13 protein-coding genes are annotated in these 16055 nt (G+C 45.0%); 8 read left to right on the top strand and 5 right to left on the bottom strand.

Features of this window, described 5'->3' with window-relative positions; genetic code table 11:
* Positions 1-50: 50 nt before the first annotated feature.
* Entirely contained in the window at positions 51-3296 is a 3246-nt protein-coding gene (locus tag PHP90_RS01135) for a DUF748 domain-containing protein (RefSeq protein WP_299923977.1), read from the bottom strand.
* 97 nt (positions 3297-3393) lie between these two features.
* Between PHP90_RS01135 and PHP90_RS01130 the strand changes: the two genes are divergently transcribed.
* The 6 genes from PHP90_RS01130 to PHP90_RS01105 are packed head-to-tail and all read left to right on the top strand — an operon-like array spanning position 3394 to position 7773.
* A complete protein-coding gene (locus PHP90_RS01130) occupies positions 3394-4413 on the top strand; it encodes a ribonucleotide-diphosphate reductase subunit beta (protein WP_299923975.1) in 1020 nt (339 codons plus the stop codon).
* Positions 4400-5134, top strand: a complete 735-nt coding sequence (locus PHP90_RS01125; RefSeq protein ID WP_299923973.1) for a carbon-nitrogen hydrolase family protein — start codon at positions 4400-4402, stop codon at positions 5132-5134. The genes PHP90_RS01130 and PHP90_RS01125 overlap by 14 nt, the downstream gene beginning before the upstream one ends.
* Complete coding sequence (locus PHP90_RS01120) at positions 5131-5775, top strand: protein-L-isoaspartate(D-aspartate) O-methyltransferase (protein WP_299923970.1); 645 nt, start codon at positions 5131-5133, stop codon at positions 5773-5775. The genes PHP90_RS01125 and PHP90_RS01120 overlap by 4 nt, the downstream gene beginning before the upstream one ends.
* Positions 5772-6383: a class I SAM-dependent methyltransferase gene (locus PHP90_RS01115; protein ID WP_299923967.1), complete on the top strand. Its 612-nt coding sequence runs from the start codon at positions 5772-5774 to the stop codon at positions 6381-6383. Before PHP90_RS01120 ends, PHP90_RS01115 begins: the two co-directional genes overlap by 4 nt.
* Positions 6380-7318 carry an RsmB/NOP family class I SAM-dependent RNA methyltransferase gene (locus PHP90_RS01110; protein ID WP_299923964.1) on the top strand — a complete coding sequence of 313 codons (939 nt, stop codon included), beginning with the start codon at positions 6380-6382 and terminating at the stop codon, positions 7316-7318. Before PHP90_RS01115 ends, PHP90_RS01110 begins: the two co-directional genes overlap by 4 nt.
* Positions 7315-7773 (top strand): low molecular weight protein-tyrosine-phosphatase, encoded by a 459-nt coding sequence (locus tag PHP90_RS01105; RefSeq protein WP_299923961.1) that lies wholly within the window; start codon positions 7315-7317, stop codon positions 7771-7773. Before PHP90_RS01110 ends, PHP90_RS01105 begins: the two co-directional genes overlap by 4 nt.
* Before the next feature lie 39 nt (positions 7774-7812).
* Here PHP90_RS01105 and PHP90_RS01100 read toward each other — a convergent pair whose 3' ends face one another.
* The 3 genes from PHP90_RS01100 to purB form a co-directional block, all read right to left on the bottom strand.
* Positions 7813-8184, bottom strand: coding sequence for a hypothetical protein (locus tag PHP90_RS01100; protein ID WP_299923958.1), 372 nt, complete (start codon positions 8182-8184; stop codon positions 7813-7815).
* Positions 8175-10541 (bottom strand): ribonucleoside-diphosphate reductase subunit alpha, encoded by a 2367-nt coding sequence (locus PHP90_RS01095; RefSeq protein ID WP_299923955.1) that lies wholly within the window; start codon positions 10539-10541, stop codon positions 8175-8177. Before PHP90_RS01095 ends, PHP90_RS01100 begins: the two co-directional genes overlap by 10 nt.
* Before the next feature lie 148 nt (positions 10542-10689).
* Positions 10690-12018 carry an adenylosuccinate lyase gene (gene purB, locus PHP90_RS01090; RefSeq protein WP_299923952.1) on the bottom strand — a complete coding sequence of 443 codons (1329 nt, stop codon included), beginning with the start codon at positions 12016-12018 and terminating at the stop codon, positions 10690-10692.
* Between the two features lie 80 nt (positions 12019-12098).
* On the opposite strand from purB, the gene PHP90_RS01085 reads away from it, so the two are divergent.
* Both PHP90_RS01085 and PHP90_RS01080 read left to right on the top strand, forming a co-directional pair.
* Positions 12099-13013, top strand: a complete 915-nt coding sequence (locus PHP90_RS01085) for an RluA family pseudouridine synthase (protein ID WP_299923949.1) — start codon at positions 12099-12101, stop codon at positions 13011-13013.
* Positions 13014-13018: 5 nt separating this feature from the next.
* On the top strand, positions 13019-13942 hold the full coding sequence (locus PHP90_RS01080) for an RluA family pseudouridine synthase (RefSeq protein WP_299923946.1): 924 nt from the start codon (positions 13019-13021) through the stop codon (positions 13940-13942).
* Here the strand turns inward: PHP90_RS01080 and PHP90_RS01075 are convergent.
* Positions 13926-15650 (bottom strand): lysophospholipid acyltransferase family protein, encoded by a 1725-nt coding sequence (locus PHP90_RS01075; protein ID WP_299923943.1) that lies wholly within the window; start codon positions 15648-15650, stop codon positions 13926-13928. The two genes, PHP90_RS01080 and PHP90_RS01075, sit on opposite strands and share 17 nt — an antisense overlap.
* Positions 15651-16055 lie beyond the last annotated feature (405 nt).

The following is a 16055-nucleotide window of genomic DNA, read 5'->3' as shown; positions in this document are numbered from 1 at the left end:
ATGAATCGGACAAATTTAAAAATAAGCCCGATTGAACTAAATATTAACCGTTATGGGACAACGATCTCAAGCCGAGTCGGAATCTCTCCTGACGCAGATGATTTGGCAGCTTCTTCCCCTTTAACTATCAGCCGTTTTTCGAGACCTGCATTTTTCAGAAGATATGCCCGTATCCCTTCGGAACGCTGATGCGCCAATAGCTGTGTCTCTTCCGGTGCAAGTGTTTGAATCGCAATAAGTTTCTCGATCAATACATCACTGTAATGACGAACAAATGCCGCCTCTTCCGGATATTTTTCTTCCAAATTGTTCTTAATTGCTTTAAGTTCTTTGGAATCCAAAGAATCATCCGCCATATCTTCGAGAAGATCTAGGCTCATTGCCTGAGGGGTATCAATTTTTAAATCTTTATTCCGTTTGAGTGCTGCTTGAACCAGTTTTTTTGCTTTTAGCGCATGTGTGTCGGAAACTGCATCCCAGCCACCATAGATATTCAATGACAGTTTAGGACGTTTTTCTAGCATCGCGGCGATCTGATCGAGTTTTTCGATCTGAGGAGGCTGAAGAACGGATGACCCCCCTTCAAAATCGATCGAAGAGAGCTTATCGTTTTCAATCCCCAGCATAGAACTCAACAAACGAAACGGCGATGTTACCGCTTTGGTAAATAGATTTTTAATGACCTGCCAAACGACGCTGCCGTATTTGAAGTCAGGCTTATTCACATCCCCTTCGACAGGAAGATTAACATCAATGATCCCTTCGCTGTCTTCAAGCAATGCTACGACCAGGCGCATCGGCCACGGTGATCCCCCCTCTTTCTCAGCACCCAGTTCAATCTGTTTGATAACTACCTTGTTATCGCCGTTCATTTGTCCCTGATCAATTTTGTATCCAAGATTTAAAAAGAGTTTACCGCCGTCAATTTTATATCCCAAAAATTCGAGGGAATACGGGGTATAGCTTTTGAGTTCAAGATTGTCGAATGCCACTTTGATATCGGTATATTTTTTAGGGGCGGCAGTATTGATCTGTCCGTCGATTTTTGCCAGTCCATACTGATCGACCCCCCCGCGAAGTTTTACAAACGTCGTTACGTCTTTAGTCGTCGAAATTCCCAGTACCGAACCTTCCAAATCATGGATGTAGGTTTTAAACGGCAGAGGCAAAGACATATCGCTGAAATTGGCACTACTGTCGCGTAATACCAATTTGACAATATCGAGACCAAAAGGGTTCCCGGAAGATTTTGTTGTGTTGGAATCACTTGCACTTTTTTTACTCAACGTAGAATAGTTCAAAACTTTTTTCGAATCAATCAAAGCATTCGTATAAAACCCGTCAATCGCCAACTGATTGATTTTAAGCCGGTTGTCGGGATAGGCATACACAAACGGGGTTGCACCGATATTCTGCCACCCCAACAGCACACTATCGTCTCTCGTATCGTTCACAACCCAATCGCTAAGCGCTACTTTCCCTTTAACCGCCGTTTTTGCCGGGGTAAAGTCATAATTTCCTGTAACCGCCAACATCCCTCTGCGTAAAGATGCATAACTGGCAGGCTCGAGATACGGATCAAAAATCGATAAATCGATCCCTTTGAGTGCAAATGTTCCGTTACTGCGAAGCGGTGCACGAACCAAATCCCCTTTGAGTTCCAACAATCCTTTTTCATTCACCCTTGTCGAAAGGGAAATATCATTTTTAGCCTTCGCATCGCTGCTAAAATATCGAATACCCCCGTTCAACTGATCAAAATTCAACGCTACGTTTTTGTGAGGAACCTCATCGATAAATCCAAGGGCTCCGTCATGAAGACTAATTTCATCCAGTTGATAATCCCAAGGAGCAGAAGGCTCGGACTCGGCTTTCTGTGGCGATGAATAAAGATAGTGCGTCACATCGATAGAACCGTCTTTGAGCCGTTTTAAAGATGCTGTCGGTTTGGAAATCGAAACGCTCTTCACTGTTGCCCTATGCGCGAAGCGATTGACCTCTATCCCTTCCACTCCGATACCCTCGATACCGAAAGCCTGAACATTGTCACTTTTGCGTGTAACGTGTATAGCATCCGTCCCCAAAGAAAGTGTCAGCGGAGTATTTTCATCACTGCTGAGCGCTCCGGTGTGAAGCGAAAAGTTATTCACACTCGCCGTGTACGGTTCACGCGGTGCAAGGTCGTTCCACTGCAGCCCTACATTCTCGACGTTCACACTTCCCAACGCGAAATGCCACGGCACTTTAGTCTCATTTTCATCTTCAGGGAATGCTTTTTGGATCTGATCAACATATTCTATCCAGTCAATTTTCCCCTCGTGAGATCGTTGCGCAGCCAGATTGATTCCCCCTACACTAAGAGACTCAGCATTAAAAATCTTTCGCAGAGGCTGGACATTTCCATGTGTCACTTTGAGCGAAGCGAGGGTGAGGAGATTGCGATCTTCCCCTTTTGGGATCACACGCAATTTGTCCATTTCAAAATGGAGATTCGAGAGTTCGGTCGCGTTGATATCATTGCTGTTAAAGCGGTAATCAAATCCGAAGCTTGCTGTCCCGTCTGCCACTTCGATCGGAAACTTCTCTTTGAAATAGCGCCACGGGGTATAAAGTTTTCCCGAATCAAACGCTACACTTCCATCCAATGTCAGAGGAGAGAGGGAATTGACTTTACTTTTCAGTTCAAGAAAGCCCCCCTCATTGATCGTTGCATAAATACGTATTTTCCCATTTGCTTTTGACAGGTGACGCAGATCGATGTTATCGAGGTTGAATCCAATCGGCCCCAATCCGACACTATAGGCTTTTCCGTCCGAATAATCGTTATAATCCAGCGTTCCCTCATCCAAGGCAAAATGTTTGATGATAAGTGCTAAAGGCTCGGAAGGTTTCTCTTGCGTTTTATTATCATCTCCACCCAATTCAGTAAGCCATTTGAAATTAAAATCTCCGTTCTGAGCACGGCGAATCGTAATTTTAGGCTCGCTCAATCGGATATCTTTGACGACCACACCTCCGCGCCACAAATAATCCGTGGGGTCGAGATTGATCGAAAAAGCCTTAAGGGCAAAAAAGTCGCTATTTTGTGGTGTTTTGAAGGAGAGCTTTTTAAGTTTCAAATGAAACGTAAACGGGTTGAAAGATGCCGATTCTATGGAGAGTTTTCCCCCTTGAGTCGCTTCATCCACCTTTTGGGGAACTACGTTTTTGAGAAGATACGGAACCCCGAAAAAACCTGCCGCACTGTAAATCGCCACACTGGCTGCCAACGATTTGAAGATTATCCCTTTATTCATCTCGTCACCCCTATAGAAAAACTCTTTTCATTTTATCATACTTAAATCTATATTTCGACATAATCATCTACTTTATCTGCACACAGGGATAGCCGTAATGAAGCGAAAACAAATTTACAATCCAGCCTCTAATGAACATGTAAACGATCGACAGATTTTCGGTGGTAATCCGACCGGTATTTTCGAGCTCAACAACATCAAATACCAATGGGCCTATAACCTCTGGGAGATGATGCTCAACAACACATGGTTCCCTAAAGAGGTCGATATGACCCGTGATGCAGTCGACTACAAATACCTCACCGAGATGGAAAAGACCGCGTACGACAAAGCGCTCTCACAACTTATTTTTATGGACAGCCTCCAAACCAACAACCTGATGGATAACGTCAACCCGTATGTGACGGCACCGGAGATCAACCTCATCTTGGTACGCCAAAGCTTCGAAGAGGCGCTTCACTCCCAAAGTTACGCGGTAATGGTTGACTCGATCAGTCAAAACTCTGAAGAGATTTACGACCTCTGGCGCCGTGACATGATGCTCAAAACCAAAAATGACTCGATCGCAGCGCGCTATACCGAGCTTGCAAATGACCCTAGCGAGAGCGCTTTTGTCAAAGCCTGTTTTGCAAACCAAATTTTAGAGGGGATCTACTTTTACAGCGGATTTACCTACATCTACACCTTGGCACGTTCGGGAAAAATGCTCGGAAGTGCCCAAATGATCCGTTTTATCCAGCGTGACGAAGTAACCCATCTCGTCTTGTTCCAAAACATTATCAATACCTTGCGCCGTGAACGTCCGGATCTGTTCACCGAAGCACTCATCGAAGAGGTCTACGATATGTTCCGCAAAGCGGTCGCATTGGAAGTCGCATGGGGTCAATACATCACCCAAGGGCAGATTTTGGGTCTTACCAACGAAATCGTGGAACAATACATCCAGTATCTCGCCGACAACCGCCTTAGCGCAGTCGGGCTAAAACCGCTCTACAACGTTGCCAATCCGATCAAATGGGTGGATGATTTCTCGAAATTCAACGACCAAAAAACGAACTTCTTTGAGGGAACCGTGACGAACTATTCCAAAGGAAGCCTCAGCTTTGACGACTTCTAAAAATCGCTCCATCGTATCGCTTTGTTTTGAGACCGATAAGAGTTTTGAAAAAAATCTCGACCGTCTCATCTCACTGATCGATCAATCTCCCGAAGATGCCATTATCGTTGCTCCGGAAGTTGCTCTCAGCGGCTTTGCGTATGACCGTTTTGACGAAGCTGCGGCATTTACCGCTGTGGCACTGGAAAAACTGCGTAAATGTATAGCCAATCGTCTTTTGATCCTCACTGCGATTACCAAAGAGGGGAATGAGTTTTACAACGTCGCCTATGCACTTCACGATGATACGATTCTTCACCGTCAAGCCAAAGTGAAACTCTTTGCATTGGGTGCCGAACATGAACATTTTACTTCGGGAGAAGAGGGTGCAATAACCCCTTTTGTATTTGAGGGGATTACAATCGGTATCCTCATCTGTTTCGAGCTACGGTTTAAAACACTATGGCAGCGGATGGAAGGGTGCGATATCATCGTGATCCCTGCTCAATGGGGAAAACTCCGAGCAGATCATTTCACCACTTTAACCAACGCACTTGCGATAATGAACCAATGCTACGTTATCGCCTCCGATGCGTCCAACGAGGATACCAGTGCCATGAGCGGTATCATCACCCCCTTCGGCGGGGAGATCCGTAACAACGGAGCCGAACTTTTAACTTCGCATTTTGAAGAGCGCACCGTCCTCTCAATGCGCCGATATCTCAATGTAGGAATCGAATGAGCATCGATAAAATCACCATAATTAAAACCTCCCGGATGGCCGAAGAGATCGCTAAAAAATTTCCTCTTCGCGCCAATATCAAAGAGGCAATCGTCCATACCAATCGTGAAATGTTTGTCCCGATTGCCATGCGGCACAATGCCTATCGTCTGGATGCACTCCCGATCGGTGCACAGCAATACATCTCCTCGCCGCTGACGGTCGCAAAAATGACGCAGTATCTGTCTCCAGAGGGATGTGACAGCGTACTCGAAATCGGATGCGGCAGCGGCTATCAGGCGGCAGTGCTGTCCAAAGTTTTCCGCCGCGTTTTTACGATAGAGCGGATCGAATCGCTGCTGCTGGAAGCCAAAGAGCGTTTTCGCACCCTCCATTTAGGAAATATTCACACCCGAACCGATGATGGACAAAACGGCTGGGAGCAGTATGCCCCGTTTGATCGTATCTTATTCTCCGCTTCGGCACGCGTCATCCCACAAAAACTCTTTGATCAGCTGCGAGAAGGGGGGATCCTCTTGGCACCGATGGAGCGAGGACGTGAGCAGGTCATCACCCGATTTACGAAACGAGGCGGTGTCATCCATGAAGATCCCCTCGAAGTATGCGATTTTGTTCCGGTACTAGACGGAGTGGTACGATGAGTGATCAACGCGAATTTTGGAACGAACGCTTTGCCAAAGAGGGGTATTTTTACGGTAAAGAGCCGAATCAATACGTCGCCTCCCATATCGACACGTTGGAGAAGGGACAAAGCATCCTCTTTTTGGGCGAAGGAGAAGGGCGCAATGCCGCCTATGCGTTGACAAAGGGTCATACCGTCACCGCACTCGATGCCAGTGATATCGGTTTGGCAAAAGCGGAAGCTTTGGCACACTCGCTTGGATTTAGCCTGAGCCTTATTCACACCGATTTGGAAGACTGGGAGCCGGGTGAACACTATGATGCGATTTTATGTTCTTTTCTCCACCTTGCTGAACCGCTCCGCAGTGACGTGTTTTCAAAAGTCATTGACCATCTCAAACCAGGTGCCATTTTTGCGGGGGAGTTTTTCTCCATTCACCAGCTTCCGCGCACAACCGGCGGCCCCAAAGATGAAACGCTTCTCTATACTGCCGATGAATTACGCACACTTTTAGAGCAGACACCTTGTGACATACTCGAACTCTGCGAAACCGAAACGGAACTCAACGAGGGAAGAGGGCATATCGGAATCGCTTCCGTCGTCCGTATGGCGGTACGCAAACGATGACAACCCTTCCTGAAGCTTTTGTCGAGCGCCTCTCCCAGATTGTTCCACGTGATCAGTTTGACGCCATTATCCGCACTTTTGATTCTCCCAAACAGGTCACCTTTCGGGTCAATACGCTCAAATCGACTCCGGAAGCCCTCGAAGCGGAGCTGCATGCCGCAGGTATATCGTTTGAACGGGTAGGGTGGCTGGAGGGAGTCTACCGCATCGCTCCCGAAGACAAACTCCGCCTCACCCAGAGCGATCCGTTTTACGGCGGCAGGCTCTATATCCAGAACCTCGCCTCCATGATCGCTCCGCTCATCCTCGCCCCAAAGCCCGAAGAGACGGTTCTCGATCTCGCCGCCGCACCCGGAGGAAAAACACTGATGCTCGCAGGGATGATGGAAAACACCGGATGGCTCTCAGCGGTAGAACTCTCACGCGAACGCTTTTTCCGTCTCCGCGACAATCTGGAGAGCCAGGGGGTTACCAATGCTCACACCTACATGACCGACGGACGGAGTGTGGGTAAAAAATGCCCCGAGATGTTCGACCGCATCCTCCTGGATGCACCGTGTTCCTCGGAAGCGCGATTTAAAACGCATGAACCCAAATCGATGTCGTTTTGGACCATTCACAAAGTCAAAGAGACCTCAAAACTCCAGCGCCGATTGCTCCTCTCCGCATTCGATGCCCTCAAACCCGGTGGAAAATTGCTCTATTGTACCTGTTCATTTTCTCCCGAAGAGAACGAAAGCCCTCTTCAGCACCTCTTAGAGCGTCATGGAGAGCATTTAAATACGTTACCCCTGACCTTACCCTTCGATAACATTCAAAAGCCTTTAAAACGGTGGGGAAAAGAGATTTTCGACGAACGGATCCAAAACGGTGTCCGTATTTTACCTACCGATACGATCGACGGATTCTTTTTATGTTTGCTGGAGAAAAAGTGAAATCCGTTCTCTTTGTCTGTTTAGGAAATATCTGCCGTTCGCCGATTGCTGAAGGAGTCGCACGCGTATTGATAGAAGAGGGTGGCCACAGCATCACAGTCGACTCTGCCGGAACGAGCCACTGGCATGCCGGAGAGCCTCCCTGCAAACACTCAATCACCGTTGCCCGTAATCACCGCATCGATATTTCTACTCTCCGTGCCCGTCAGGTAACCAAAGCCGATTTCAGCTGCTTTGATCTGATCGTCGCATTGGATCAAAGCAACTATAACGATCTCAAGACGATGGGATGTACAAACTTAGTTAAATTGGGAGATTACGGGCATGCGGGGGCAGATGTCCCCGATCCATACTTTTTTGACGGTTTTGAAGGGTTTGAGCACGTTTATTCGATGATCGAGAGTTGTGTGAATGGATTACTTGACTCCGTTCGCCCTGAGCCTGTCGAAGGGTAAAAGTTCATGGTTCGACAAGCTCACCACGAACGTCAGTGATTACCCGCTAAAAGGGAGTTCTTCGTATCCGAGTGAGGTTCCGATGATGTAACACGGTGCTTCATCACAGCGTCCAGCATAACTGCCGATCGCTAACGCAGCGCTCTTTGGTGTTAGTTCCACCGTTACCCCCTCAGACATATCCAACGCACGCAGAACATTGTCACTAACGAGTTTGGCGTCGTTCACGCCCTCTACTCGAAACAGTATATCGATCCAGTCATAACCGCGTGCAATATCCTGAACACTGAAACGGATTTCGATGGAAGTAGGGGAGAGTGGAGTGAGGGAGCGGATTTCACCCTGACGGGCGAAATCGATACGGTCAAGCAGGTTTTTGAGCGTCAAAGCACTCAGGGGCTTTACTGGCACCCTTCACACTCCATCGAGCGGTCTGCTGTATCTTGTTTTTGCTCCGGTGATTGAGAGCGGAGATAGTAGGTCGATTTGAGACCCAGTTTCCATGCGAGCATGTAGATATCGTTTAGATATTTACCGCTGGCACGATCAAGGGTGATAAAGATATTGAGACTTTGCCCCTGATCGATCCATTTTTGACGGATTGCCGCCGCTTTGACGAGGATCGTTTGATCCAAATCGTACGCCGGAGTATAGTATCCCCATGTATCAGGGCTGAGTTTCGGTGCAACGACCGGAATAAGACCCGAGAGGTTCTCTTCAAACCACTTGCGTTTGTAGATCGGCTCAATCGTCTGAGTCGTCCCTGTGAGGATCGAGATCGAAGAGGTCGGTGCGATCGCCATCAGATAGCCGTTGCGCATCCCTTGTTTTTTGATTGTTTCACGAAGCTCGTCCCATTCGTAATTCGGAGCGAACAATCCGCCGCGATCCACGAGGTTTTGGACTTCTGCGGTCGCATGATCCATAGGGAGGATTCCGCGGCTCCATTTTGACCCTTCGTACTCAGCATATTTTCCTTTTTCGACAGCGAGGTTGCTCGAAGCGAGAATCGCGTTATAGCTCACCGATTCCATCACTTCATCGACTTTGTCAAAATGTTCTTGGCTTCCCCAAACGATTTTGTTTTCGGCAAGCATTTGAGCTTCACCCATAACACCCAAACCGATTGCACGGCTGCGCATATTCGTCCGTTTGACTTTTTCCAACGGGTAGAAGTTGAGATCGATAACGTTATCGAGAGCACGGATCGCAACCGGAACGATACGGTCGATATCCTCTTTCGTATGAACGCGTGAGAGGTTGACCGATGCGAGATTACATACCGCCGTTGCGCCGTCTACTTTCTCTTTTTCCACGATATAGATTGGGCGTCCTCCGAGAGAATCGAGTGCCGTAACTTTGTTAGCCGGTTTTTCGATTCCGCTGTCGACTTTTACGATCTCATCTTCTTCGAATGTCACGAATGAACCGTCTTCGTATTTGATTTTGATCAGATAATGGTTCGGCTGTGTATTTTGGAAAATCTCGGTACAAAGGTTCGAACTGCGGATAATTCCGTAATGGTCATTCGGATTGGCACGATTTGCACTGTCTTTGAAACACAGGAACGGACTTCCTGTCTCAAAATAACTCGTCAAAATCTTTTTCCAAAGATCTTTTGCTTTCGTGTGTTCTTTTACAATATTAGGATCTTGCTCGAGTTCGAGATAACGTTTCTCAAATGCATCGCCGTAAAGCTCGCTGAGTTCTTTCACATCGAACGGGTCGAACATCGTCCAAATACCGTCTTCGACAACACGTTTCATAAACATATCGTTGATCCATAGGGCAGGGAACAAATCATGCGCACGTCGGCGTTCTTCACCTGAGTTTTTCTTCACATCGAGGAAATCTTTGACGTCCATGTGCCACGGCTCGAGATAAACGGCGATAGCCCCCTTGCGGGTTCCGAGCTGATCGACTGCAATCGCGATATCGTTGGTGATTTTCAAAAACGGTACGGTTCCGCCTGCGGCATTTTTATGTCCGTCGATGAACGAACCCATGGCACGAACCTGTGTCCAATCCCAGCCGATTCCTCCGCCGAATTTGGAGAGCAATGCCATCTCTTTGTAGGCATCGAAAATCCCTTCGATATTATCCGGTGCAGAACCGATATAACATGAGCTGAGCTGATGACGATTGGTGCGGGCGTTGGAGAGAGTAGGGGTCGCCATCATCACTTCGAATTTAGACATCATGTCATAAAACTTTTTCGCCCAACCCTGACGGTCGGTTTCGTTTTGTGCCAGGAACATCGCAACGGCCATAAACATATGCTGAGGAAGCTCGATCGGATCGCCTTGACGATCTTTGATCAAATAACGGTCGTACAAAGTTTTGACGCCGAGGTAATTAAATTCCAAATCGCGTTCAGGAACGATATACGCATCCAAATCCGCCAAATCAAATTTATCTCTGAGCCCTAGGAGAATACGTCCTTCAGCTTCACCGCGTTCAAAATAACTCTCTAATGTGCCGTAACCGGTAAATCCGTTTACGCGGTGATAAAGATCGTATAAAAAGAGACGGGATGCTACAAACGTCCAGTTAGGCGAATCAATGTCGATCTTATCAACGGCTGTTTTAATCAGAGTATGCTGAATCTCATTACTGTTGATTCCGTCACGGAACTGGATCTGCGCATCGACTTCCAGTTCGCTTTGTGATACGTTTATCAGCCCTTTGACAGCAGCAGAAGTATATTTTTGAATTTTTGTAATATCCAACGGTTCACGGCGGCCGTTTCGTTTAACTATAGTTAGCATCTCTCTCCCTTAATAATCCGTCTATTTTGAATACCAAAAAGAGAATCTCTTTGGCTGTTTTGTCTCAGATGAGCCAGACAATATGGTGTATTATAATCACTCAATATTGTATTGTTTCTTATACCGAAAGAAACTATTTTTATGATAATTATTTGAACACTCTCGCAAATATTCGATCAACATTTTTGGTGTAGTAATCAAAATTGAAACATTCACGGATCGCTTCTTCGCTCAAACTTTCTCTTAGTTCTTCATCGGCCAATAGATACTGCAGATAAAGACTTTCCCCTTTTTCATTTACAGCACTGTTTCCTTGCTGTAATCCTTCCCATACTTTCATCGCATTGCGTTGAACGATACGGTATGCATCTTCACGACTTACCCCTTTGAGTGGAAGTTCGAGTAAAACACGTTGTGAGAAAACCAGTCCCCCGGTGAGATTAAGATTGCGCATCATATTTTCAGGATAAACGACGAGATTGGCAATAACACTGTTAAGACGGTGAAGCATAAAATCAGATGTGATAAAACTGTCCGGCAACCAGAAACGCTCGGTAGAGCTGTGAGAGATATCTCGCTCATGCCATAACGCGACGTTTTCCATCGCAGGTATAACATAGGCACGAACCATACGTGCTAACCCTGTGATATTCTCTGTCAGAATCGGATTGCGTTTATGAGGCATTGCGGATGAGCCTTTTTGCCCTTTTGCAAAGAACTCTTCACATTCATATACTTCGGTACGCTGCCAGTGACGAACTTGCACGGCAAATTTCTCAACCGAACTTGCCAACAATGCCAACGCCGAAGCAAGACGGGCATAGCGGTCACGTTGAATAACCTGATTCGATGCAGGAGCCGGCTTGAGTCCTAACGCTTCACATGCATACTCTTCCAGTTCTAACGGCGCGTGAGCAAAATTACCCATCGCTCCGGATACTTGACCGACACAAATCACTTCCATCGTTTGTTCTAAGTTTGTAAGATGTCGTGCCATTTCATCATACCAAACGGCTAACACCAAACCAAACGTAATCGGCTCACCGTGAATACCGTGTGAACGTCCAACCATTAATGTCATCTTGTGCTCTTCCGCACGTTTTTTGATCGATTCCATTACCATTTTGACATCTTCGATAATAAGTACCAATGAATCGCGCATCTGAAGAGCGACAGCAGTATCAACCGTATCGGATGATGTCATACCGTAATGGAACCAACGGCTCTCTTCTCCGAGCGTTTCTGAAACGGACGTTGTGAATGCGATCAAGTCGTGGCGAGTGATCGCTTCGATCTCATCAATACGCTCAACACTGAAACCTGCATTTTTAACAATTTTCTCTGCATCTTCATCAGGAATAAGACCCAATTTATTCCACGCAACAACTACCGCTTTTTCAACATCGAGCCATGCTTGATATTTTGCCTGAATACTCCATTTGGATTTCATCTCTTCTCTGGCGTAACGATCTACCATATCTGCTTCCTTACTATGCTAAAATGCGCATCTTATTATGTAAATAGAGTTTATCCAACCCTCCCTAAAAAGGAATTAAATTGCCCTTTGTCATCAAAAAGCTCCATGCTCCAACTCGTCAAAAAGCATTCCTGTTTTTGATGCATGAATTAGGAATTGCGCAAAGTGAAGCGCAGCGTCTTATTTCCAAAGGGAGACTTTTCCAAAACGGTGTTGCCATGTCTAACAACGCCGGATTTATCGAAGGAGATTTCGATTTTGTCTGCTTCGAGCCGGTATCGATGGGACTCGAGCCGACATTTGTTGCTGAAGAATTTGCTGTCTATGACAAACCCAGCGGTCTTCTCGTTCACCCTCAAAATCGCCATACTCCCTATAGTCTCAATGATGAGATCAAACACCGCTTCGGTCATGATGCTAACATCGCCCATCGTATCGACCAAGAGACAAGCGGACTCGTTTTAGCGGCACGCAATAAAATCTCTGAGCGTGTTTTGAAAATGATGTTTGAAGACCGTGAAATCACCAAGCGCTATCTCGCTATGGTCAAAGGGCACCTGAGAGAGCCTCTTGATATTCAAGAACCTCTGTTGCGTCGTGAAGATGAGAGTTCTATCGTACGAATGATTGTGCGAGTCCATCCCGAAGGTAAACCCTCACGTACTTTTATTACACCGCTTCAGTATTTTCCTGAGACGGATACCACATTGGTCGAAGCCTCACCCTATACCGGACGACAGCATCAAATACGTGTCCATTTGTTCCACGTGAAACATCCGATCGTTGGGGATCCTATATACAATCAAGATATAAATGATGCCGTCCGTTTTCTAGATAGAGAAATGTCTCTAGAAGAACGCTTTAGAAACACGGGTGCATCACGCCTTTTGCTCCATGCCCATTCACTCGAATTTAGGTATGGAGACAATCCCTATCATATCGTTTCCAGAGAAGACTTCATAACACAATGTTTTGATGCCATGAAAGCAAAATAAATACGATGCCTTTTATCACCAAAAAACTCCATTCACCTATACGTCAAACGGCTATCTCTTTTTTGATGAGTGAGTTAGGTTTGTCACGAAGTGAGTGTCAACGACTCATAGCAAGAGGTCGACTAACGCAAAACAGTATTGTTATGGACGATCAATTCGGATACATAGAGGGCGATATTGAGTTCATCTGTTTTGAAGCGTTATCGCGTGGATTCAAACCGATGTTTGTAACTAACGACTTTGCCATTTTTGACAAACCCAGCGGTTTGAGCGTACATCCACACAGCCGACGTTCACCTTATACACTAAATGATGAGATAAAATATCAGTTTGGTGATCATGCTAACGCGACACACCGTATCGATCAAGAAACAAGCGGATTGGTTTTAGTTTCTCGCAATAAAACAAGTGAAACTGTTTTAAAGAAGTTATTCTCTAGCCGTGCCATTACGAAGCGTTATCTTGCTATGGTTAAAGGTCATATCGAACACGATCTTGACATACGAGAACCCTTATTTAGAATCGATCATCCGAATCTTTTAATCAGTATGGTCGTTAAAGTTGATCCAAAAGGCAAACCTGCCCATACCCTTATTAAACCTATACGGTACTTTCCTGAACACGATATGACCCTCGTAGAAGCATCTCCTCTCACTGGTCGTACCCATCAAATTCGGGTCCATTTGTTCCACGTGAAACATCCGATCATCGGTGATCCGGTATACGGCCCTTCAGAAGAAGACGTCATTCGGTTTATAAATAAAGAGTTGTCAGAAGAAGAGCGTCTACGTATTGGGAGTTCAACACGTCTATTGCTTCACGCCCATTCGCTTGAATTCACATACGAAGAAGAGCATTATCATATTGTTTCGGAGAAAGACTTTGTAGCGGAGTGTTTTGAGGCGATGGAACTTATTCCACCGCTCTGATATATCTTTGACGTTTTGACTCTTTTATTTTACGGATATCAACGAGAATATAGCCGTCAATACAGTTATTAAAATCTGCATCGATACCAAAATCCATGAACTGAACTCCCCCTTCTTCACACAATTCACTGTATTGTTTATAAAGTGTAGGGACAGAGACGTCAAGGGCTTTGAGATAATCTTTAAGACGTTTAAAATCCTCAATGTAATTATTCCCATCAAATAATTCTTCAAATTCTGAGCGTACATAATCCGAAAGAAAATAAGGGGACTTTGCTCTTACCATTGTATTGTCTGACCCGAAATAAAGGGTATAGAAATAGACCAATGCCTCTTTAGCATGTTTTGGAAAACTCCCCGATATACTCACCGGTCCCATCATATATTTAACCTGAGGATTATGGCTGAGATAGGCACCGATCCCTTGCCAGAGATAATCCAATGCACGGCTTCCCCAATATTTCGGCTGCACGAAACTTCGCCCAAGCTCAATCGCATCTTCCAATACAGAGTCGAATTGATCGTTCATATCGCACAAATCGCTCATATACAATCCCTCTTTACCCAACCACGAGAGAATCCATTCACATTCGCCGATACGATAAGCTCCAGCGATTTCCAAAGCTTCATCATCCCAAAGCACTAAATGATGATAATAACGGTCATACGCATCGATATCACGAGCATGACCGCTCCCTTCTCCGACTTTGCGAAATGAGTATTCACGAAGTCGTCCGATTTCATTGATGATATTCGGAGCATTCTCATGCTCTATAAGATATATTTCTTTGTTGTCACTGGTATGTCCTAATAACTCTCCACGACGAAGTTCGCTTCGAAGCTCCTGACGTGATACAGGATGTGCAATAGAGCATTCGGTAGGATATATCCCCTTTTTCCCTTTTGCGATGCGTAAAAGGTGTTTACGGAACAATCTCGCATGACGTTTTTCACTCAGGTTAAAATCCCCTATTACTTTTTCACTTACCATCTCTCCGATCGTAAAATCAAATACATGATTTCGTGCTGCAAATATCTCATGACTGAGCAACAGAGCCCCTAACGGTTTATAAATCCATGAGACGGCATAAAAGAGCGGACTGTTTTTACCTTTGATATGAATAGGAAGGATCGGGGCAGAATTGCGTTTGGAGAATTTTACAAATCCACCTTTCCATAAACCCTCTTTAACTCCAAATAGTCCAGCACGTGAAACTTCTCCTGAGGGGAAAAAGATTACCGCTTCTTCCGCTTGCAGAGCATTATCGATTTGACGCAGAGCATGTTTTGAGAGTTTATCATTAAAATTATCTACCCCTATCATGAACTCTTTGAGCTGTGTTATTTCTCCTAGCATACGATTAGCGACAATCTTTACTTTTTTGTCTTGACGTACCGAACACACCATCTGAATCAAACAAAGAGCATCTAAGGCTCCCAAAGGATGATTGGCAACAATTATTACTTTACCCATAGTAGGAATATTTTCAATTTGACGATGAACCGTTTTATATGAAACATTTAAATATTTCAAAACGGCATCGATAAATTCCAATCCGCTTTTTTCTTCATGCTGTTCCATAAAACGATTGATCGATTTTTCATGGAGAAGTAACCGCGTTAATCCAACAATCGTTTTATTGACAAGTGAAGGATATTGAAATACTTTCGGATGTTCTTTGCGTAAAATATATTCTGCACTAACCATCGTTTATACCCTTTCTAACAGAAACACTTATTTGTGTATCTTATTTTTGAAAGAGTAAACAATATGGATTTCAAAGGGATTACATTTTGATTACTGGCAGATTACGTGCTTTAAATTGAAAAAAAAATCTTCTCAAATGTGAATAACTTTTTATAACAGTTGCTTAATTAATATTTAAAGGGGATAAATTCGCTCAAAACCCCTATTTTAGGCACTTTAAGTGAGTTTGAATAAAGGTTGATTCAGGGTATTTTTAGATAAAAATTTTCTTAAATCAGGAAGTTTTTTGTCTTGTTTCGATTCAAAAGTGAGAGGACTTATTCACAACGATATCACAGTGTGAATATTACACAGTTTTAAAAAAAAATGGATTTTTTTTAGCGATTAAGAAATCTTTTAGCATGA

This window comes from Sulfuricurvum sp. (assembly GCF_028712165.1).
GTDB lineage: Bacteria > Campylobacterota > Campylobacteria > Campylobacterales > Sulfurimonadaceae > Sulfuricurvum.
The sequence above is the reverse complement of the archived record's forward strand: the minus strand, read 5'-3'. Positions and strand labels throughout refer to the sequence as shown.

What these genes read in the sequence shown, in the direction of transcription:
- PHP90_RS01075 (WP_299923943.1), bottom strand. Translation starts at nt 15,650, where the DNA reads ATGGTTAGTGCAGAATATATTTTACGCAAAGAACATCCGAAAGTATTT.
- PHP90_RS01120 (WP_299923970.1), top strand. Translation starts at nt 5,131, where the DNA reads ATGAGCATCGATAAAATCACCATAATTAAAACCTCCCGGATGGCCGAA.
- PHP90_RS01130 (WP_299923975.1), top strand. Translation starts at nt 3,394, where the DNA reads ATGAAGCGAAAACAAATTTACAATCCAGCCTCTAATGAACATGTAAAC.
- PHP90_RS01110 (WP_299923964.1), top strand. Translation starts at nt 6,380, where the DNA reads ATGACAACCCTTCCTGAAGCTTTTGTCGAGCGCCTCTCCCAGATTGTT.
- PHP90_RS01115 (WP_299923967.1), top strand. Translation starts at nt 5,772, where the DNA reads ATGAGTGATCAACGCGAATTTTGGAACGAACGCTTTGCCAAAGAGGGG.
- PHP90_RS01080 (WP_299923946.1), top strand. Translation starts at nt 13,019, where the DNA reads ATGCCTTTTATCACCAAAAAACTCCATTCACCTATACGTCAAACGGCT.
- PHP90_RS01095 (WP_299923955.1), bottom strand. Translation starts at nt 10,541, where the DNA reads ATGCTAACTATAGTTAAACGAAACGGCCGCCGTGAACCGTTGGATATT.
- purB (WP_299923952.1), bottom strand. Translation starts at nt 12,018, where the DNA reads ATGGTAGATCGTTACGCCAGAGAAGAGATGAAATCCAAATGGAGTATT.
- PHP90_RS01135 (WP_299923977.1), bottom strand. Translation starts at nt 3,296, where the DNA reads ATGAATAAAGGGATAATCTTCAAATCGTTGGCAGCCAGTGTGGCGATT.